This is a genomic window from Demetria terragena DSM 11295, from assembly GCF_000376825.1.
Classification (GTDB): Bacteria; Actinomycetota; Actinomycetes; order Actinomycetales; family Dermatophilaceae; genus Demetria; species Demetria terragena.
The window spans coordinates 2,250,790-2,269,415 of record NZ_AQXW01000004.1 but is presented as its reverse complement, the minus strand read 5'-3'; the positions used below and the strand labels follow the sequence as shown (position 1 = coordinate 2,269,415).

Annotated in this window: 16 protein-coding genes and 2 tRNA genes; 4 read left to right on the top strand and 14 right to left on the bottom strand. The window is 66.7% G+C overall.

Annotated features, from left to right (window positions below; all coding sequences use genetic code 11):
• Positions 1 to 11: 11 nt before the first annotated feature.
• From F562_RS0115210 to F562_RS0115185, 6 genes are read right to left on the bottom strand one after another with little or no spacing between them, the layout of a single operon-like run.
• Positions 12 to 950 (bottom strand): ABC transporter substrate-binding protein, encoded by a 939-nt coding sequence (locus F562_RS0115210; protein ID WP_018157831.1) that lies wholly within the window; start codon positions 948 to 950, stop codon positions 12 to 14.
• Complete coding sequence (locus F562_RS0115205; RefSeq protein WP_245553664.1) at positions 947 to 1,726, bottom strand: ABC transporter permease; 780 nt, start codon at positions 1,724 to 1,726, stop codon at positions 947 to 949. Before F562_RS0115205 ends, F562_RS0115210 begins: the two co-directional genes overlap by 4 nt.
• Positions 1,723 to 2,382 carry an ABC transporter permease gene (locus F562_RS0115200; RefSeq protein ID WP_018157829.1) on the bottom strand — a complete coding sequence of 220 codons (660 nt, stop codon included), beginning with the start codon at positions 2,380 to 2,382 and terminating at the stop codon, positions 1,723 to 1,725. Before F562_RS0115200 ends, F562_RS0115205 begins: the two co-directional genes overlap by 4 nt.
• Positions 2,379 to 3,527 (bottom strand): ABC transporter ATP-binding protein, encoded by a 1,149-nt coding sequence (locus tag F562_RS0115195; protein WP_018157828.1) that lies wholly within the window; start codon positions 3,525 to 3,527, stop codon positions 2,379 to 2,381. Before F562_RS0115195 ends, F562_RS0115200 begins: the two co-directional genes overlap by 4 nt.
• A gap of 43 nt (positions 3,528 to 3,570) precedes the next feature.
• Positions 3,571 to 4,158 carry a dCTP deaminase gene (dcd, locus tag F562_RS0115190; RefSeq protein ID WP_018157827.1) on the bottom strand — a complete coding sequence of 196 codons (588 nt, stop codon included), beginning with the start codon at positions 4,156 to 4,158 and terminating at the stop codon, positions 3,571 to 3,573.
• A gap of 10 nt (positions 4,159 to 4,168) precedes the next feature.
• Positions 4,169 to 5,092 carry an AEC family transporter gene (locus tag F562_RS0115185; protein ID WP_026181314.1) on the bottom strand — a complete coding sequence of 308 codons (924 nt, stop codon included), beginning with the start codon at positions 5,090 to 5,092 and terminating at the stop codon, positions 4,169 to 4,171.
• 97 nt (positions 5,093 to 5,189) lie between these two features.
• On the opposite strand from F562_RS0115185, the gene F562_RS0115180 reads away from it, so the two are divergent.
• A tRNA-Gly gene (locus F562_RS0115180) sits at positions 5,190 to 5,263 on the top strand.
• A 56-nt stretch (positions 5,264 to 5,319) separates the two neighbouring features.
• Here the strand turns inward: F562_RS0115180 and F562_RS0115175 are convergent.
• The 4 genes from F562_RS0115175 to F562_RS0115160 form a co-directional block, all read right to left on the bottom strand.
• Entirely contained in the window at positions 5,320 to 5,790 is a 471-nt protein-coding gene (locus F562_RS0115175) for a hypothetical protein (protein WP_018157825.1), read from the bottom strand.
• A 128-nt stretch (positions 5,791 to 5,918) separates the two neighbouring features.
• Entirely contained in the window at positions 5,919 to 7,709 is a 1,791-nt protein-coding gene (gene selB / locus F562_RS0115170) for a selenocysteine-specific translation elongation factor (protein WP_018157824.1), read from the bottom strand.
• The gene (selA, locus tag F562_RS0115165; RefSeq protein ID WP_018157823.1) at positions 7,706 to 9,040 is read right to left on the bottom strand and encodes an L-seryl-tRNA(Sec) selenium transferase; all 1,335 of its coding nucleotides are present in this window, start codon (positions 9,038 to 9,040) and stop codon (positions 7,706 to 7,708) included. The genes selB and selA overlap by 4 nt, the downstream gene beginning before the upstream one ends.
• 31 nt (positions 9,041 to 9,071) lie before the next feature.
• Positions 9,072 to 9,167 (bottom strand) — tRNA-Sec (locus F562_RS0115160).
• A gap of 23 nt (positions 9,168 to 9,190) precedes the next feature.
• On the opposite strand from F562_RS0115160, the gene selD reads away from it, so the two are divergent.
• The gene (gene selD / locus F562_RS0115155; RefSeq protein ID WP_018157822.1) at positions 9,191 to 10,177 is read left to right on the top strand and encodes a selenide, water dikinase SelD; all 987 of its coding nucleotides are present in this window, start codon (positions 9,191 to 9,193) and stop codon (positions 10,175 to 10,177) included.
• A 96-nt stretch (positions 10,178 to 10,273) separates the two neighbouring features.
• Entirely contained in the window at positions 10,274 to 11,773 is a 1,500-nt protein-coding gene (locus F562_RS0115150) for an MDR family MFS transporter (protein ID WP_245553663.1), read from the top strand.
• Here F562_RS0115150 and nrfD read toward each other — a convergent pair.
• The 3 genes from nrfD to fdh are packed head-to-tail and all read right to left on the bottom strand — an operon-like array spanning position 11,770 to position 17,185.
• The gene (gene nrfD, locus F562_RS0115145; protein ID WP_018157820.1) at positions 11,770 to 12,855 is read right to left on the bottom strand and encodes an NrfD/PsrC family molybdoenzyme membrane anchor subunit; all 1,086 of its coding nucleotides are present in this window, start codon (positions 12,853 to 12,855) and stop codon (positions 11,770 to 11,772) included. The two genes, F562_RS0115150 and nrfD, sit on opposite strands and share 4 nt — an antisense overlap.
• Positions 12,852 to 13,925 (bottom strand): 4Fe-4S dicluster domain-containing protein, encoded by a 1,074-nt coding sequence (locus F562_RS0115140; RefSeq protein ID WP_018157819.1) that lies wholly within the window; start codon positions 13,923 to 13,925, stop codon positions 12,852 to 12,854. Before F562_RS0115140 ends, nrfD begins: the two co-directional genes overlap by 4 nt.
• On the bottom strand, positions 13,925 to 17,185 hold the full coding sequence (gene fdh, locus F562_RS0115135) for a formate dehydrogenase (protein WP_245553704.1): 3,261 nt from the start codon (positions 17,183 to 17,185) through the stop codon (positions 13,925 to 13,927). Before fdh ends, F562_RS0115140 begins: the two co-directional genes overlap by 1 nt.
• A gap of 112 nt (positions 17,186 to 17,297) precedes the next feature.
• Here fdh and F562_RS0115125 point away from each other — a divergent pair, with 112 nt between their 5' ends.
• Positions 17,298 to 17,864, top strand: a complete 567-nt coding sequence (locus F562_RS0115125; RefSeq protein ID WP_018157816.1) for a GNAT family N-acetyltransferase — start codon at positions 17,298 to 17,300, stop codon at positions 17,862 to 17,864.
• Here F562_RS0115125 and F562_RS0115120 read toward each other — a convergent pair.
• The gene (locus F562_RS0115120) at positions 17,846 to 18,577 is read right to left on the bottom strand and encodes an SDR family NAD(P)-dependent oxidoreductase (RefSeq protein WP_018157815.1); all 732 of its coding nucleotides are present in this window, start codon (positions 18,575 to 18,577) and stop codon (positions 17,846 to 17,848) included. The two genes, F562_RS0115125 and F562_RS0115120, sit on opposite strands and share 19 nt — an antisense overlap.
• Positions 18,578 to 18,626: the final 49 nt, after the last annotated feature.

Here is an 18,626-nt window from a genome sequence, read left to right as displayed (position 1 = left end):
CACTCATCAAATTAACTCAACGCATTCTTCGAAAGCCACGCCTCGGCAACCTTCGCCGGACTCTTCTTGTCGACCACCACTTCCTTGAGCATGCGTGCGAGCTCAGGAGTCGTCAGCTTGGCCGAGACCGCGTTGAGGGTGGTCTGTACCTGGGGCGTGGCCGACGAGCGGGCGACGAGGGGCACGACGTTGTCGGACCCAAACAGTTGCTTATCGTCCTTGAGGACCACGAATTTGTTGGTGGTGATCGACGGGTCGGTGGAGTAGATGTTGGCTGCCGTCACCTGGCCATTCTTGAGCGAGGCGGCGAGCGTGGCGGCGTTGCCGATGGCTCGGAAACTCTTGGGCTCCAGGTTGTAGACGGATTTCAACCCGACCAGACCCTGCTGGCGAGTGCGGAACTCCGGCGAGGCCGCGATGCTCACCTCATTGGCGCGCTTGGCCAGGTCGGAGACGGTCTTGAGGTTCCACTTTTTCGCGGTCGGTTGGCTCACGACCAGCGCGTTGGAGTCCTCGGCGGCGGACTTCTGCAGGACGAGTTGGCTACATGGCACGGTCGTCTGCAGCGCCGCATGGATCTCCTCGGCTCCCTTGACCTTGGCCTTCGGGTCGAGATAGTTGAGCAGCGAGTTGGTGTATTCCGGGACGACCTGCACCGAGCCGTCCTGCAACGCCTGGAGGTATGCCTCCCGCGCGCCGATGGGATCCGTGGTGGTCGCATCGATGCCCTTAGCCTTCAGCGCGCCGGCATAGATCTCAGCGATCAACCCGGACTCGGGGAAGTCGGCCGAGCCAACTTTGATCGGCCCACTCTGAGGCGCCTCGGTCGAACACGCCTGCGCCCCACCTCCCCCGGAGTCGAGGGATTCTCCAGAAAGGCCACACCCGGTCAGGAGGGTGATCAGTCCAGCTGCCGTCAGAGCGACACGTCGGCTAGGTCGGGAGGTCATACGGAGGCCTGTTCTCTCGTCGCGGCGGCTGGCGGAGTCGGGTGAGAGGAGTCCACATCGGCGGCGTCCGACGTGCGCGGCCCGCGTCGGGCGCGCCCGCCAAGCCCCGGCGAGACCACGAACCGTTGGATGGTCGCCAAGATGAGTTCGAGGCTGAGCGCGAGCAGTGCCACAAGAATGGCGCCGCCGATCATCATGTCGGGCTGACTGGTCTGACGGCCGTCGATGACGTATCGCCCCAGGCCACCGAGACCGGTGAAAGCCGCGATCGTGGCGGTCGCGACGACCTGAAGGGTGGCGCTTCGGATCCCCGAGGAGATCAGCGGAAGCGCGCAGGGAAGTTCGACCTTGAAGAACACTTCTCGACCGGTCATGCCCATGCCGGTGGCAGCGTCCCGGGCGGCTGGATTGACCTCACTGACTCCGGAATATGCGCCTGCCAGGAGCGGCGGCAGGGCTAGAACAACCAGCGCCACCACCGAGGGCAGCAAGAAGCCCAGGTTGGTCTCGCCCTGGAACTTCGGCTGCAACCACATCACCAGGACCAGCAACAGCCCCAGGCTCGGAATCGCGCGGGCGGAGTTAGCGACCGTGATCATCCAGGCACCGCGGCCGGAATGCGCGATCCAGGTTCCGAGCGGGATCGCGATGGCGACCGCGAAAACCATCGTCAGCCCGGTGTAGGTGAGGTGCTCAAGGAGTCGGTTGGCGATACCGCCTTCGCCCTCCCAGTTCTCGCCATTGGTGAGCCAGGTCCACACATCTGTCAGGATCACGTCGCCGCCCCCACTCGTTGCCACCGTGTCAGGGAGCGGCTGACCGCCTGGATGACGAGGTCGAAGACCAGCGCGAGCAGCAGGATGGCCACGATGCCCACCCAGATCTCAGTCCAGTAGGTGCGGTTGTAGCCGTTGGTGAGATAGATCCCGAGTTGCGGGATGCCCAGCAGCGCAGCGACGCTGACGATGCTGACATTGCTGACCGCCGCGACCCGCAGTCCCGCCGCAATCACCGGCACGGCCAGCGGGAGTTCGACGGAGACAAACCGCTTGAGCGGCGGGTATCCCATGGCGACGGCAGCCTGGCGTACGTCATCTGGGACAGCATCAAGGCCGTCCACGACGGTGCGGACTAGCAACGCCAGGGTGTAGAGCGTCATGGCCGCGACGACATTCCACCCGGCGAGAATCGGCGTGCCCAAGATCAGCGGCATGACCACGAAGAGCGCAAGGGAGGGAATCGTATAGAGCAACCCGGACCCGGTGAGCAAGACCAATCGGGTGACCCGGTTGCGACGCGCCAGCCACCCGAGCGGCAAGGCGATGGCCAAGCCGAGAATGAGTGGGATGCCGGCCATTTCTGCGTGGAGGAACATGCGGTAGGCGATATCCCCCGCGTTGTCCGCCACGTAGCCGGTGTCCAGGGTGGTCACACCGCGTCACCTGTCGGGGCGATGTCATCTGGGTCGACTTCCGGGCGATCGGTGTTTTCGATCTCCGCCAGCACTTCGTGCGCCCGGACGGTGCCCAGGAGCGCGCCGTCTTGATCGACGACTACGCCACGGCGACTTGGCGAGGACAGCGCTGCGTCGAGCATGGCTCGAAGTGGTCCGCGGGCCCGCGCGACGGTGCCTCCACGGTGCAGCATCGCTGGCTCTATCGGCGCCTCGACGCGAGCGGGCTCCACCCAGCCCTGCGGGCGACCGTTATCGACCACGAGCGCCCAGGCATCACCGGAGGCGGCCGTGCGTACTTCATCGGGTGTCGCGCCCAACGGCACCGTCGGCTCAGCGTGCAGGGGCAAGTCGGGCGCGTCCTGGAAGGACAGCGAGCGATAACCGCGGTCTCGGCCGACGAAGTCCGCCACGAAATCATCGATCGGATGCGCCAGCAAGTAGTCCGGAGAGGCCATCTGGGCCAGCACTCCCCCGACGCGCAACACGGCGATCTGGTCACCGAGCTTCATCGCCTCGTCGATGTCGTGGGTGACAAAGATGATCGTCTTGTCGAGTTCGTCCTGCAGCCGCAGGAACTCGTCCTGGAGTTGTTCGCGCACGACAGGGTCGATTGCGCTGAACGGTTCGTCCATCAGCATCACGGGTGGGTCTGCCGCCAGCGCCCGGGCAACGCCGACTCGCTGCTGTTGGCCACCGGACAACTGCGCCGGATAGCGCTCTGCGAAGCCACCGGGCAGTCCCACGAGTTCCAGCACTTCACGGGCGCGGTCGCGCGCCTTCTTCTTGTCCCAGCCCAGGAGCAGCGGCACCGTGGCGACGTTGTCAACCACCGTGCGGTGGGGGAACAAGCCCGCGTGCTGAATGACGTAGCCGATCTGGCGACGCAGTTCGGGCGCGCTGGGCTTCATGATGTCTTCACCGTCGATGGAGATCGAGCCGGAGGTGGGCTCGATCATCCGATTGACCATGCGCAGGGAGGTTGTCTTGCCACAACCAGATGGGCCCACCAACACGGTGATCTTTCCCGTGGGAGCTTGCAGACTCAAGTGGTCGACAGCAATCGTTGGGGTCGCGTCCTTACCTGCTGGATAGGACTTGGTGACCTCCTCGAACGTGATCATGCCGCAAACCTAACCGTCGGATCTGACACCACGAGAGATTTCCTTATTCGGTGGGGCGGAGGTCGCTGCGCTGAAAGCGTTCGTACGACCGGCTCGCGGTAGGGCCCCGCTGGCCCTGATAGTGCGAGCCGGTGGCGTCGCTGCCGTAGGGGTGCATGGCTGGCGAGGTGAGCTGGAAGAAACACAACTGCCCAATCTTCATTCCGGGCCACAGTTTGATGGGCAGGGTCGCCACGTTGGAGAGCTCGAGCGTGACGTGGCCGGAGAACCCAGGGTCAACAAAGCCGGCCGTGGCGTGCGTCAGCAACCCGAGTCGACCGAGGCTCGACTTTCCTTCGACGCGCGCGGCGATGTCGTCGGGGAGAGTGACCGCTTCATAGGTCGACCCCAGCACGAACTCGCCAGGATGCAGCACGAACGGTTCATCTCCCGAGACCTCCAGGGCGCGGGTGAGCTCCGGCTGCTCTTCGGCCGGATCGATGTAGGGATATTTGTGGTTGTCGAAAAGTCGAAAGTGCCGGTCGAGGCGAATGTCGATGCTCGATGGCTGCACCATCTCGGCGTCGTAGGGGTCCAGGCGCACCCGGCCAGCCTTGACCTGGGCAAGAATGTGGCGGTCTGAAAGCAGCACGACGCCAAACCTAGCCCAGCACGTAGGCGATTCCCACGATCACGGGTACCGCGAGGGTTGTCGTGAGGAGAATCGTGTCCCGCGCAAGCGTCGTGGCCCGGTCAAATCGGGCAGCATGCACGTAGATGTTCTGTGCCGTGGGGAGTGCCGAACACACCACGACTGCCAGGAGCGCGTGCCCGTCCAGACCTAGCGCGAATTTCGCCACGACAAAGGCGGTCAACGGTTGCACCACCGTCTTCAGCATCGTGGTGAGCACGAGTTCACCCTTGGGAATCCCGCCGCCCAGGCCGGGACCGAGGCGAAGAGCAATGCCGTACGCGATCAACATGGCCGGAACCGCCATAGAGCCCACCAGTTCGACGGGGTGCAGGAGCACGAACGGGAGTTTCCAACCGGTAATAGCCAAAGCCAGACCCGCAAGGCTTCCTAGTGTCAGCGGGTTCGTGAAGGGCCGCACGATCAGGTCCTTCGCTGAGATCCGTCGATCGCCGCGATCAGCATCGAGCACCGCAAGCGCGAGGGGCTGCAGGACTAAGAGTTGGAGCAAGAGCGTGGGAGCAACATAGGACGCGTTGCCCAGGGCGTACGCCGCCACCGGGATTCCAAGATTGCCCGCGTTGACATACGAACTGGCGAGCGCGCCGATCACGGTGTCGCCAACCTCCCGCCGCCACACCAGGCGCGCGACCAGGGCGTAGATCGCTGCGGGAACGAGGACGCCGGCCGCCGTGGCTACGAGGTTGCCGGACAACACATCGCTCACGTCGGATGCACCGATCGTGGTCACCATCAGCGCAGGGGAAGCGACGAAGAAGGCCAGTCGCGCCAACACCACGCGAGCTTGATCGTCAACAAGGCGAATATGCGCAAGGAATGCGCCCAGAGCGATGACCAACCCAACTGTGGCGAATCCCTCGAGAACCTCTGTCACCCGACCATGGTGCCGCACTGCGAGTCACCGATATCCCCATGTGAGACGAGCCACCAGGTCGGTTAGACTCGCTGACGCTGGCCGCAGCAGGCCACGCGCGGGCGTAGTTCAATGGTAGAACATCAGCTTCCCAAGCTGAATACGCGAGTTCGATTCTCGTCGCCCGCTCCACAGACGAAAAGCCCTCGGCACCAACAGTATTGGTGCCGAGGGCTTTCGCGTGCAGCCTAGTTGCAGCCGTACGAATTAACGTTCCTTTGGTAGAACGCCCGGTCGGTCAGCTCAGCGGTAAAGCCGATGCACTGCTTTCCTACTCCAGTGAGACTCACCGCGGACGTCTTCTCCTTGACCGGGCCTGCCTTCTTGGCTCCGTCGTGAAACTGCTCTGCGGGACGGATCATCGCCGCCATGGTGTGGCTACCGGTCGTTCCGTCCCATACCTGAAGGCACCTCGTACCTCCCTTGGCCGCAGACGAATAGAGCCGCCAACGCGCGGTGGCGTGCGCGGTGCCCTTAGCGTCGTAGAGCCTTCCGGTAGCTATCTGCTTGCCCGAACATGCCGCGGAGATGGACCCGTTCGGGCCGACATACTCATCGGCCATCGCGGGCGCCGAAAGGACGGTTCCGGATATGGCCAGCACACCTAGCGCGCCAGCGACTTTGATCGTGCGTTGTGACTTGATCGTGCGTTGTGACATGTGAACCCCCGAGTGTCATGGCGGCCGGGTTGGCCGCACGGTCCAGCGCAGCTGGTTCAGGCTGCGCCTTCCTCCAGTTTTGGCCATCGGGGTGCCTTGTGTCGAGGGACCCTCCCTGAATTCGATCGCTAGCGGACGACTTCGCGATGCCCAGCGTCGAGACGGCGGGTCCACCCACGTCGGTCTAGGTGCTCCAGCAGCGGGATGGCGACGCGACGCGAAGTGTTGAGCGTCTGCCGTGCCTGGCTGGTGGTGAACGGCTGCTCCAGCGCCGCCAATTCGCGCATCGCCTGGGCCGGCGCCGAGGGCAACAGCACGACCTCCCCCAGCCGGAGCACCCGACCGGCCCGCTCGGCCGCGGCCAAATCTGAGACTCCCAGGCCAAGCTCGATCAGGTCATCGGCCAAGGGCGCGTCGAACGGATCACTTGAGAGCCGGACCTCCAGGGTGGCAATGCCCGGCTCTGCGGGACCGAGGTCGTCGGGTCGGCCAGGGAGTCGTACCCGCCCGGCGTCCTGATCCAGACCCGCTTCCCGCGCGACGGCGCTCAGCAGATCTGGCGAAGGGAGACCGATTCGGTCAACGAGAGACCCGCGAGAAATCCCATGGCTCAACGGGTTTCGTTCATGGTCGGCGCGTACGGCGGCCAGGGCCTCCCGCGCCCAGCCCGCGAAGGTCGACTCCTGCACCCACCACTCACCGACCGTGCGCACCCCGGCCGGCACTTCCTCAGCCCCATCCACGAGTCCGAGTCGGCGCAGATGCGCGAGGCTTACCGCTCCGCGTCGCGCGACCTCGTCGTGCACGGTGCCGGACAGGGTCGCAGCGGCAAGTGCGACTGACCGTCGCGAGGCGTCGCCACGGCGAGTCAGTTCGGGCGGATCGGCGTCGAGGACCTGGACGCCAGCCAAGATGCCCTGACGCCCCGGATCGCGCAGTACCAGGCGGTCGCCCCGCACCAGGGGCAATGCTCGCGGCAGTCGCAGGCGCAGGTGGTCAGCGTCGAACTGCCTGGCGTGCAACGGAATTGAGGCGCTCCCGACGTGGCCGAGCACTTGCTCCGGGACGTTCTCTGCTGCGCCTGCGACCTTCCGAACGTCGACCGTGTCGGTCAAATTCCACGCACCGGGGGTGAGGAGCAGGTCGCCGCGGTGCGCCTCTTCGGCGGAGATGCCGCGCAGGTTGAGCCCCGTGCGCACCACCGGGCCGATCTGCTCCAGGCGCGCGCCTTCGCTCTCGATGCTCCGCACCGTGACTGACCGGAGTCCGTCGGCGGTGGCGAGGTGGAGTTCGTCGCCCCGCGCGATCGACCCGGCCAGCAGAGTGCCGGTGACGACCGTGCCGGCGCCGGTGATCGTGAACGACCGGTCCACCCAGAAGCGCACGCGCGCCGCCGGGTCTGGCTCGGGCTCGGTCGCGAGCATGTCGTCCAGTGCCGCGCGCAGCGACTCCAATCCCGCGCCATTGACGCCCGAGACCGCGACGACGGGTGCCTCCGCCAGACCAGTGTCCGCGAGCTCGGCGCGCGCACGAGCACTGGTTGCTTCGACCTCTTCGGGCGCTCGGTCGCACCGGGTGACGGCGATAACCCCGCGCTCTACACCTAAGGCGCGCAACGCATCTCGATGATCGTCGGACTGAGCGCTCCACCCTTCGTCGGCGGCGACGACGAAGAGCACCGAGGTCGCTCCACCGAGCCCGGCAAGCATGTTTGCGACGAAGCGTTCGTGCCCCGGCACATCGATGAAGGCGACGTGTCGTCCGGAAGGGAGCGCGGTCCAGGCGAACCCGAGATCGATGGTCAGCCCACGGCGGCGTTCTTCGGCCCACCGGTCAGTCTCGATGCCGGTCAGAGCCCGGATCAGGGTGCTTTTCCCGTGATCGACGTGCCCGGCCGTGGCGACGACGTGGCGGGTCATCGCTGGTTGGTCGAGTCCGTCGAAGCAGCGGAATCAATCGATGACAGGGCGGCCCGGACGGCGGCAGTCAGGCGTTCATCGTCGTCCTCCGGCACGCACCGCAGATCGACGAGGCAAGCACCCTCGCGGACCCTCGGCAGGACAGCCGGCTCACCGCGACGCAAGGCCTCTGCCGCGGCCTCGGGAAGTCGAACAGCAAAGCCAGGCAACGGAACTCCCGGCGCCCCGCCACCACCGACCCGGCCCCCGTGCTCGACCACTGGAACGTCCAGCGCCGCACCAAGGCGTTCAGTCCGTGCTCGCAGGCGCTCCCGGTCGGCGTGAATCGACTCGGTGACCGGCACCCGCTCGGTGGTGAGAGTCGCTTCTAGCGCGGCGAGGGTCAACTTGTCGGCGCGTACGGCCCGCGCCAGGGGGTGCTTCGCGAGCCGTTGGATCACCTCGGCCTTACCGAGAAGCACACCGGCTTGCGGACCTCCGAGGAGCTTGTCGCCACTCATGATCACCAGGTCGGCGCCGTCGGTCAGGGCAGACGTGGCATCCGGCTCATCGGGCAGAACATCCTCGGGATACAGCAGCCCGCTCCCGAGGTCGGCGACCAGGACGGTCCCCTGCTCTGCGGCGAGCGATGCGAGGTCGGCGACGGACACCCCTGAGGTGAAGCCTTCGACACGGAAGTTGCTGGGATGAACCTTGAGCACGCAGCCGGTGTCGGCGCCGATCGCGTCGGCGTAGTCATGGCGGTGGGTGCGGTTGGTCGCGCCAACTTCACGCAGTCGACTGCCCGTTGAGGCAATCAGATCGGGAAGTCGGAAGCCCGCGCCGATCTCGATGAGTTCTCCCCGACTGATGACCACCTCACGGTCATGGGCCAGTGCGGTGGTGGCCAGGACGAGCGCTCCGGCCCCGTTGTTGACGATCAGCGCGTCTTCTGCCGCCGGGCAGGCGGCAAGGAGCGCGGCGCGCGCCGCGGCGCCTCGAGAGGAGCGCGCCCCGGTGGCTAGGTCGAGTTCGACGTCGACATATCCACTGGCCGCGACGAGCGCTCGGACTGCGGAGGGTGAAAGGGGCGCCCGACCCAGATTGGTATGGACCACGACGCCTGTCGCGTTGAGCACGGGCCGCAACGAGGTGGCGGTCTGGGCGCGCACGGCGGCCAGCACCGTCGGCTCGACCTGCTCGGGAGGCAGGTCGCCGCGACGCGCGCGATCCTGCGCGGTGCGTACGATCTCGCGCACGACGTGGCCACTCAACCCAGACTCCGCGACCCCAGGCAGGGCCAACAGAACGTCCGTGCGGGGAATCAGCCGACGCGGATCGACCTGCGACATAAGCGAACCTCTCGACACGCAAACGGCCGGGTGGCGGAGGCGGACGGGAATCGAACCCGCCAGACCGAGATGCTCGGTCTCACCGGCTTTGAAGGCCGGGGAGCCCACCAGGAACTCAGACACCTCCCCGGCAGGGGCACAATGCTACGCATGACCGACGCAACTGTGCGCTTAACCGGCTATGCCCACGGTGGTGGGTGCGCGTGCAAGATCCCACCGGGCGAGTTGGAAGAGGCGGTACGCGGGCTCACCGGCCAGTCCGGGGACCACGTCCTGGTGGGTCTGGACGATGGCGACGATGCGGCTGCGGTGCTTGTCCGCGACGATCTCGCCATACTCTCGACTGCCGACTTTTTCACCCCCGTAGTGGACGATGCCTACGACTGGGGGCGCATCGCCGCGGCCAACGCGCTGTCCGACATCTACGCCATGGGCGGTCGGCCAGTCGTCGCGATCAACCTGATGGGCTGGCCGCGCGAAAAGCTCCCGCTGGAACTCATGACCGAGGTGTTGCGCGGCGGGCTCGCGGTGGGCCAAGAGGCGGGTTGCCCGGTGATCGGCGGGCACACCGTCGACGACCCGGAGCCAAAATACGGCATGGCGGTCACCGGTGTGGCCGACCCGAATCGCTTGCTACGCAACGATGCTGCCGTCTCCGGACTGCCTCTGACATTGACCAAACCGATAGGTGTGGGACTGCTCAACAACCGGCACAAGACCACCGGCGAGGTGTTCCCGCACGCCATCGAATCGATGGTCGCGCTCAACCGCGCGGCCTCCGAAGCTGCGCTAGCGGCCGACGCGCAGGCCGCGACGGACGTGACCGGATTCGGGTTGCTCGGCCATCTCCACAAGCTTTGTCGCGCCTCCGGAGTTGGCGCGCGCATCGTCAGGTCGGACGTACCGCTGCTAGATGGAGCGCTCGAGGCGCTCGCCGAGGGGTACGTCTCCGGCGGCACCCGCCGCAACCTCGACTGGGTACGTCCGCACCTGCAGTCGGCGGCGGACGTGCGTGAGGACGACCTGCTCCTACTCGCCGACGCCCAGACCTCCGGTGGGCTCCTCGTCGTGGGCGAGGTGCCCGGATATCCGGTCATTGGTGAGACGGTCGCGGGCTTCGGCATCGAGGTGATCTGAGGCCCCCTGTGTGAACCGGTCCGTCGGGCCGGGACGCGGCGAGCACCCCAACACGCCAAGGCGGAATACCCCGGCCTGTCGAGTGTTGGACTCCCTGTGCCGTCCACGTCCCCAAACCCCGCCGACTCTCTCGCAGCATCCAACCTCCCCTCCACCGACGAGACGATGAGCGGCAAGACCCCGCCGGTCGTCCGGCTGCTCGTGCTGGCGACCTTCGTGGTCATCCTCAACGAGACGATCATGGTCAACGCGATCCCGCGGCTCATGGCCGATCTCGGGGTGACCGAGGTCGCCGCGCAGTGGGTGTCGACGATCTTCATGCTCACGATGGCGGCGGTGATCCCGACGACCGGCTGGTTCCTGCAGCGGTTCAGCACACGGCAGGCTTACGCCACCGCTATGAGCACCTTCATCGTCGGGACCGCGTTGTCGGCGATCGCGCCCAACCTGCCGGTGCTGCTCGGCGGTCGCGCGATCCAGGCGGCCGGGACCGCCGTCATGCTGCCGCTGCTCATGACGACCTTGATGACCGTCGTCCCGCAGAGCGACCGGGGCCGGGTCATGGGCAATGTGACGCTAGCGATGTCAGTCGCGCCGGCGATGGGTCCGGTCGTGTCCGGTGGGTTGCTCGCGCTCGGCTCGTGGCGACTGATGTTCGTGTCCATGCTGCCGCTGGCCGCCGTGGTGACATGGTTTGGCCTGAAGCGCCTGGACAACATCGGTGAGACGCGGACCGGGTCGATCGACGTGCTCAGCGTCGGACTGGCAGCGCTCGGGTTCGGAAGCCTGGTTTACGGCCTGAGCCACTTCGAGTCAGGTATCCGCGCCACCCCGGTCGGCTTCACCGTCGCCGGACTGGTCGTGGTGGCCACCTTCGTCATCCGTCAGCTTCACCTACAGCGCAGCGGCACCCCGCTGCTGGATCTACGCGTCTTCCGGTCCGGCACGTATGCCATCTCCGTCGCCCTCATGTCCGTCGGCTTCATGGCGATGCTCGGCTCGATGATCCTGCTGCCGCTCTATCTGCAGTCCGTGCGGGGCCTGACCCCGCTCGAGGCCGGCCTGCTCGTCATGCCCGGTGGCATCCTTATGGGTCTGGCCGGGCCGAGGGTCGGTCGCACCTTCGACCGCGTCGGAGCCCGACCGCTGGTCATCCCTGGGACGGTCGGCGTCACGCTGGCGCTGGCCGGCTTCAGCCAGGTGTCCCAGACGATGCCGTTCTGGCAGTTGCTCGGCCTGCACATCCTGCTGATGCTCGCGCTGGCGTGCACCTTCACCCCGGTGTTCACGATTGGGCTGAGCACCCAGCCGCCGCACCTCTACTCCCATGGCAGCTCGATCCTCAGCACGCTGCAGCAGGTCGCCGCGGCGTTCGGCACCGCGCTGGTCATCACCGTCATGTCCGCCCGCTCGGCGGCGCTGGCTGAAGGCGGTGCGAGTGCGATCGCCGCTCAGCTCGGAGGAATGAAGCTCGCCTTCGGTATTTCAGCCGCGATCTCGCTCGTGGTCATCGCATTGGCCCTGGCGCTGCCCAACCGGGCAGCGAAGAACGTCGAGGAACTCCAGGGCGAGGCCGAGGAGTACGCCCCCGCTTAGACGGTCGTGATCGAGTCGTCGGTGACCCCGGCGGCGCGGCGGGCAGCGAGACGACGCTTCTGTGGCTCGATCGTGTAGCGCGGATCCTTCGCCGAGTGCATGCCGGCTTCGAAGACGCCGAACCGGGTCAGGGCTGAGGCCGTCATGAGCGCCACGCCGGAGGCGGCCGCGATCGCGCGGTGCCGCCCGCCGAGAACCGCTCCGACGCCGCCGGCGATCGCGAGCCCCTCACTCCACCGCAACATCGTGCCAACCGTCCCGTGGTGCAGCGGCTCGGCGGCGACCGGGTCCATACGGCGCTCCATGAGCTTCATCGCAGCCAGGTCGCCGACGACGCCCAGCGCCGCCATCCACCGGGCCGGTCCGGTCTCCCGCGTCGGGGTGGTCACCATTGCTAGCCCGGCAGCCGCAAGGCTGGCCGAGCTGACGAACACAAATGGCAGGTCACGGTGAGCGGCGTTCCAGGTTGGGACGGCCGTGTCGGCGAGCAGTACGGCGGTGTACGCCGCCAACGGCGGAGCGAGTACCGCCGCCCCCACTCCGGCCGGGCCTTCCACAGCACGCAGCACCGGTCGAATCGGCCCAAGTGGCAAGCGATTCGCCGCAATCCGGTCGATCTCATTGACCGCGGTCACCCCGACCCCACCGCTGAAGGCCGCGAGAATCCAGGAGCCGACGCTCATCGGTGAAGTGACTTTGAAGGTGCGCAACATGTTGTAAAAACGATCCGGCCGCCCCAGGTCCATGACCAGCGCGACGCCCCCGAGACTCACGGCGGCTAGCGCTCCGAGTCGGGCGTTGCGGCGCAGCAGTGCGCGACCGGATGCCTGGGCTCCCACCGCAAGCAGACCGGACCCGCCGGCCACGCCCCCGAGGAATAGGTAGGCCGCGACCTCGTGTCCCCATGGTGGCGCCTTGACGACGGGTTTGCCGTAGTACGAGGTGAATTCGGCTTCCGGGACCATCACCATCTCGCGGGCACCGTCGCCTCCCGCACCGCGACGACGGCGCGGGCCGTTGACCCGACGCTTGCGGCGGGGCGGCTCCGGCGGGCGGTACTCGTCGTACGGCGAGGGGCTCACAGTCGACCTCCGAGAAAGGCGACGGCTGCGCCGGCTGCCATACCGAGGGCGGCCACGCCCGCCCGCTTGTACATCGTCATCAGGTCGGCCGTGCACACGCGTGGATCGGGCGGCAGGCCGTAGACCTCCGGCTCATCCAGCAGCAGGAAGACCGAGCCTGTGCCGCCCACGCCGTCGTTCTCGTTGGCACCGTAGAGCCGCGCTTCGGTCATACCCTGCGCGTGCAATTGCGCGACACGATCCTGCGCCTGCGACACCAGGTCTTCGTGGTCGCCGTAGGTGATCGACGTCGTCGGGCAGGTCTTGGCGCACGCTGGCTGGTCACCGTCGACGAGCCGGTCATAGCAGAGCGTGCACTTCTGGGCGACACCCCGCTTAGGGATCTCCGGCTGCTCGCCCTTGCGCTCGCCCTGCCGAGTGGTCGGAGCAGCGGTGCCGTCGTTGCGGCGTTCGACGACGCCGAACGGGCACCCGGCGACACAGGTTCCGCAGCCGTTGCACACGTCGTCCTGCACCACGACCGATCCGAACTCGGTGCGGAACAGCGCCCCGGTCGGGCAGACGTCCAAGCATCCGGCGTGGGTGCAGTGCTTGCAGACGTCGGAGGCCATCAGCCAACGGAATTCGGGAGTGTCGGGGATGGCGCCATTGGTCTCGATACGGCTCGCCCTGGGGGGCTCGCCTACTCGACCAGCGGCGGAAGACTCCCCTACTCGACCAGCGGCGGGAGGCTCGCCTACTCGACCTGTGGTGTCTGGGCGAACGGTCGGCATGCCGAGGTCGACCAAAGCCCGACCCGAGGCGCGTGCCTGCTCGATCTCCTTCGCGCCCTGCTCGACGAACGCGACGTGCCGCCAGGTGCTCGCGCCGAGAGCGCCGGTGTTGTCGTACGACGTGCCGCTGAGCTCAAGGTCGCCGTCGCGCGGGTTGCGATTCCACTCCTTGCAGGCCACCTCGCACGCCTTGCAGCCGATACAGATCGAGGTGTCAGTGAAGAATCCCTTGCGGGCCGGCCCCGCCGGCCAGTGCGCGTCGGCGACCGGGTCGGTCGGGCCGCTGAGCTGGGCCATCAGGTCCTCCTGTCCGGTGCCGTCAGATGGGCGCGTTCGAGGTACGTCTGCAGCAGTTCAGCAGCGGCCGCACCCTGTGGGCGCCGCCCCGGCTGGATATCGCACGAGCCGACCTTGGAACCCTGGATCTGCGTGTTGGGGTCGAGTGCAATCGACACCAGGTCATTCGCCGCGTCACCCTGCACGAGCGCATCCTCCCCGACGCCCCAGTGATAGGGCAGACCGATCTGCTGCACCTCGCGCCCGTTGATCGTCAACGTGCGCACCCGGTCGGTCACGAGCACTCGTGCCTCGATGACTCCGCGCGGCGAGACAATCGTCGCCCACCCGTCGTTCTCCAAGCCACGCTCGGCGGCCAGTTGCGGCGATACCTCGCAGAACATCTCCGGCTGCAGCTCGGCGAGATAGGGCAACCACCTACTCATGCCCCCAGCCGTGTGCTGCTCAGTGAGGCGATACGTAGTGAAGACATACGGGAACACCTCGACCCCAGGGTGGCCTGCGCTCGGCGCGCCGAGATTGCCTGGCCGGTCGTACGTCACCCGCGCCGGACTCTTCTCCTGTTGCGGATAAAGGGAGTTGGCGACCGGCGACTCGTCCGCCTCGTAGTGGGTCGGCAGTGGACCGTCGACCAGACCGGTGGGTGCGAACAGCCATCCCTTGCCGTCGGACTGCAGCACGAACGGGTCGTCACCGGCGATCGCCTCGGCGCCGGTCGCCTCTGGGCCAGGGCGCGCACGTGGGTCACGATCGATCGGGAAATCGGGTATGTCGTAGCCCGTCCAGCGACCCGCTTCCGCGTCCCACCAGACGTACTTCTTGCGCTCGCTCCACGGGTTGCCGTCCGGGTCCGCGGAGGCGCGGTTGTAGATCATTCGCCGGTTGTAGGGCCACGCCCAGCCCCACTCCGCGGCCACCGGGCCGTCCCCGCCGTGCGGCACCCGGTTCGCGGCGCGGTTCACGCCACCTGAGTAGATGCCCGAGTAGATCCAGCACCCGCAACTGGTGGAGCCATCGGCCTCAAGGTCGAAATACCCGGGCACCTGCTCGCCTGCCTTGTCGCCGGTGAGGTAACGCCCGCTGATCTCGGCAAGTACCGCCTCAGGGGCGGGGTCGTCGTGCTCATCGAGCGGGTAATCCCAGGTCAGGTCCAACAGCGGTCGGTCGCGCGGGTCGGCGGAGTCGGCCAATTTTGCGCGGATGCACCGCCCGAGGCGGTGGAAGAAGTCCAGCTCGCTCTGTGCCTCACCGGGCGGGCGTACCGCCTGGTGACGCCACTGGACCAGGCGTTGGGTCTGGGTGAAAGTGCCGGCCTTCTCCACGTGCGTCGCGGCGGGCAGGAAGAACACCTCGGTCTCGATGTCCTCGGTGCGCAGCTCACCGGAGGCGATCTCGGGGCCGTCCTTCCACCACGTCGCCGACTCGATCATGTTGAGGTCACGCACGACCAACCACTTCAGGTGGGACATGCCCATCCGCTGCAGATGACCGTTGGCCGAACCGACGGCGGGATTCTGACCGAGGATGAAGTAGCCCTCGACCTGGTCGGCGAGCATCGCCAGGACGGTCTGGTAGGTCCCGTGCGGACCGTCCAGCCTCGGCAGGTAGTCGAAGGCGAAGTCATTGTCCGCGGTCGCCGCGTCACCCCACCACGCCTTGAGCAGGCTCACGAAATAGGACTCCGCCTCGGCCCAGTAGCCCTTCTCCTTCTTGGAGTGAACCTTCTCGACGTAGTCCGCGAAGGTGTCGTGCACCCCGGCCTTGGGCATCGGCAGGTATCCCGGCAGCAGGTTGAACAGCGTCGGGATGTCCGTCGAGCCCTGGATGCTGGCGTGACCGCGCAGCGCCATGATGCCGCCGCCGGGCCGACCCATGTTGCCCAGCAACAGTTGCAGGATCGCGGCACTGCGAATGAACTGCGCGCCGAAGGTGTGCTGGGTCCAGCCGGTGGCATAGGCGAAGCAGGTGGTGCGCTCTCGCCCGGAGTTCTCGGTGACCGACCGGGCGAGGTAGTCGAAGTCCTCCCGGCTGATCCCGCACATCTCGTGCACCATCTCCGGCGTGTAGCGGGCGAAGTGCCTCTTGAGAATCTGGAAAACGGTGCGCGGATCCTGAAGCGTTTCGTCGCGCACCACCGCGGGATCCTCCAGGGACGGACCGCCGGCGCCGTGTTCGTCGCCGACCGCACGCTCCTTCTTGCTGCCCCCGCTTTCGGGACTTCCGGCCGGGCGGACCGTGCCGCCGTCGCGGTGGGCGTACGCCCACGTCGCCGAGTCGTACTGCCCGGTGTCGGGATCGAAACCGGAAAACAAGCCGTCGAGGTCCTCGGTGTCGCGGAACTCCTCGGACACGAGGGTGGCCGCGTTGGTGTAGTGGACGACGTAGTCCTCAAACCACAGGTCGTGGGTGAGGACATGGTTGATGAGCGCGCCGAGCAGCACCACGTCGGAGCCGACCCTGATCGGGATGTGTTTGTCAGCGACCGCGCTGGTACGAGTGAAGCGAGGGTCGACATGGATGACCCGGGCGCCGCGCGCCTTGGCCTCGGTCACCCACTGGAATCCGACCGGGTGCGCCTCGGCCATGTTGCCGCCCTGGAGGACGATGCAGTCGGCGTTGGCCATGTCCTGTAGCGGCTGTGAGGCTCCACCGCGTCCGAAGCTGGCTCCCAGACCGGGAACCGTGGCGGAGTGTCATATGCGCGCCTGGTTCTCGATCTGCACCGCGCCGGCGGCGGTGAAGAGTTTCTTGATGAGGTAGTTCTCCTCGTTGTCGAGGGTGGCCCCTCCGAGCGAGGCGAGGCCCATGGTGCGACGCAGCGGTCGCCCCTGGTCGTCGTGGTCCTGCCAGCCACGCCGACGGGCGTCGATGAATCGGTCGGCGATCATGTCGATCGCGGTGTCACGGTCGAGACGCTGCCAGTCCTTGGCCCGCGGCGCACGGTAGAGAACCTCGGTCTGTCGGCCGGGTGAGTTGACCAGTTGCTCGCTCGCGGACCCCTTGGGGCACAAGCGACCCCGCGAGATCGGAGAGTCTGGGTCACCCTCGATCTGGACGACCTTCTCGTCCTTGACATAGACCCGCTGCCCGCACCCCACTGCGCAGTAGGGGCACACGCTCTGGACAACTCGATCGGCCGTGGTGGTGCGGGCGCTGACTTCTCGGGTGGCGGCCGAGGTGACGGCCGGGCCGCGACCGAACCGGTCGCCGCTCCGCAACTGGCGAAGCACCGGCCATTCCAAGGGCGTCCAACGAGTCATCAGCGCGACCCTACGACGTCGACCCGCACTCGCGACAGACCCCCAGGAGGTCTGCGTGGCGGGAATCGACCTGGAAGCCGATGCGTGCGCGTGATGACTAGAGTCGGGTGACATGACCCAACCCGTTCTGCGCACTGAACGGCTCACCTTGCAGCCGTTGCGGGCAGACCACCTCGAGCACCTGGTCGAACTGGACAGCGACCCGGAAGTGCTGCGTTATCTGTACGGTCGCGCGCTCAGTCGCGCCGAGGTTGAGGCACGCATGCCATCGCGCCTGGACCCAGAGCGGGCCGCGGACGGGCGCGGCTTCTGGTGTGGCTTCGTGGGAGAGGAGTTCGTCGGATGGTGGTTGTTGGTTGAGCCGGACCGCCCGGAGAAGGGCGACCCGGGCGATGGCGTCCTCGGCTATCGGCTACGCCGAAAGTGGTGGCGACAGGGGTTGGCAAGCGAGGGCTCTCGCGAACTGCTGCGGTATGCCTTCGTCGGCCTCGACCTGCCACGGGTCACTGCCGAGACGATGGCGGTGAACGAGGGTTCCCGTGCCGTAATGCGGTCTATCGGGATGACCTACTGGCATACCTTCCACGAGGACTTCGAGGACCCGCTGCCGGGAATCGAACACGGCGAGGTCGTCTACGCGATCTCGCGTGACGAATGGAATCAGTCCGGGGGCGTGTAACGCCCATCGATCGCGGTCCAGCCGCCATCGACGAACAGTTGTGAGCCGGTGACGAAAGACGCCGCCTCGCTCGCCAGATAGACGGCAGCTCCCGCAAACTCCTCCGGCCGCGCCCAACGTCCAAGGGCGCTCTTGCTCGCATAGGCCTGTCCCCACTCGGGATTCGCGCGGATCTGCTCGGTCAGGGGTGTCTCCACCACGCCTGGAGCGATCGCGTTGACGCGCACACCGTCGGGCCCCAGCTCGGCCGCGGCGGTGCGTACCAGTTGCATGACGCCGGCCTTGGTGGCGGCGTACGCGCCCTGCCCTGGCTCAACGGTCACTGCGCGGATCGAGGTGAACGCAATGATGCTTCCGCTGCCACGCTTCGCCATCCGTGCGCCGAAGAGTCGGATGAGGTCGAAAGAACTACGCAGGTTGAGGTCGATGACCTTGCTGAACTCCTCAGAGGTGTAGTCGAGCATCCGCTTTCGCACATTCGTCGCGGCCGTCAATACGAGCACATCGACTGGGTCGAGATCGTGCGCCGCCTGCGAAATGGCTTCTTCATCAAGGACATTCAGAATGTAGTCGGCGCTATCGACAATGTCGGCGATGACGACCTCCGCGCCGTGCGCCCGCAGTCCTGCAACGACCTCGCTCCCAATGCCTCCGGCACCGCCGACAACGACAGCGCGCTTGCCGGTGAGATCAAACATCGTGGGGTAGTCCATAGCGCTCAGCGTAGGCAATCCCCCGCCCGGCAGCGGACAGGTGGTGGTC

Bases quoted from the DNA above. Each gene is read 5' to 3' on its own strand.
- F562_RS0115125 (WP_018157816.1), top strand. From the start codon at position 17,298: ATGACCCAACCCGTTCTGCGCACTGAACGGCTCACCTTGCAGCCGTTG.
- selD (WP_018157822.1), top strand. From the start codon at position 9,191: ATGACCGACGCAACTGTGCGCTTAACCGGCTATGCCCACGGTGGTGGG.
- selB (WP_018157824.1), bottom strand. From the start codon at position 7,709: ATGACCCGCCACGTCGTCGCCACGGCCGGGCACGTCGATCACGGGAAA.
- F562_RS0115210 (WP_018157831.1), bottom strand. From the start codon at position 950: ATGACCTCCCGACCTAGCCGACGTGTCGCTCTGACGGCAGCTGGACTG.
- F562_RS0115175 (WP_018157825.1), bottom strand. From the start codon at position 5,790: ATGTCACAACGCACGATCAAGTCACAACGCACGATCAAAGTCGCTGGC.
- selA (WP_018157823.1), bottom strand. From the start codon at position 9,040: ATGTCGCAGGTCGATCCGCGTCGGCTGATTCCCCGCACGGACGTTCTG.
- F562_RS0115140 (WP_018157819.1), bottom strand. From the start codon at position 13,925: ATGGCCCAGCTCAGCGGCCCGACCGACCCGGTCGCCGACGCGCACTGG.
- F562_RS0115195 (WP_018157828.1), bottom strand. From the start codon at position 3,527: ATGATCACGTTCGAGGAGGTCACCAAGTCCTATCCAGCAGGTAAGGAC.
- F562_RS0115120 (WP_018157815.1), bottom strand. From the start codon at position 18,577: ATGGACTACCCCACGATGTTTGATCTCACCGGCAAGCGCGCTGTCGTT.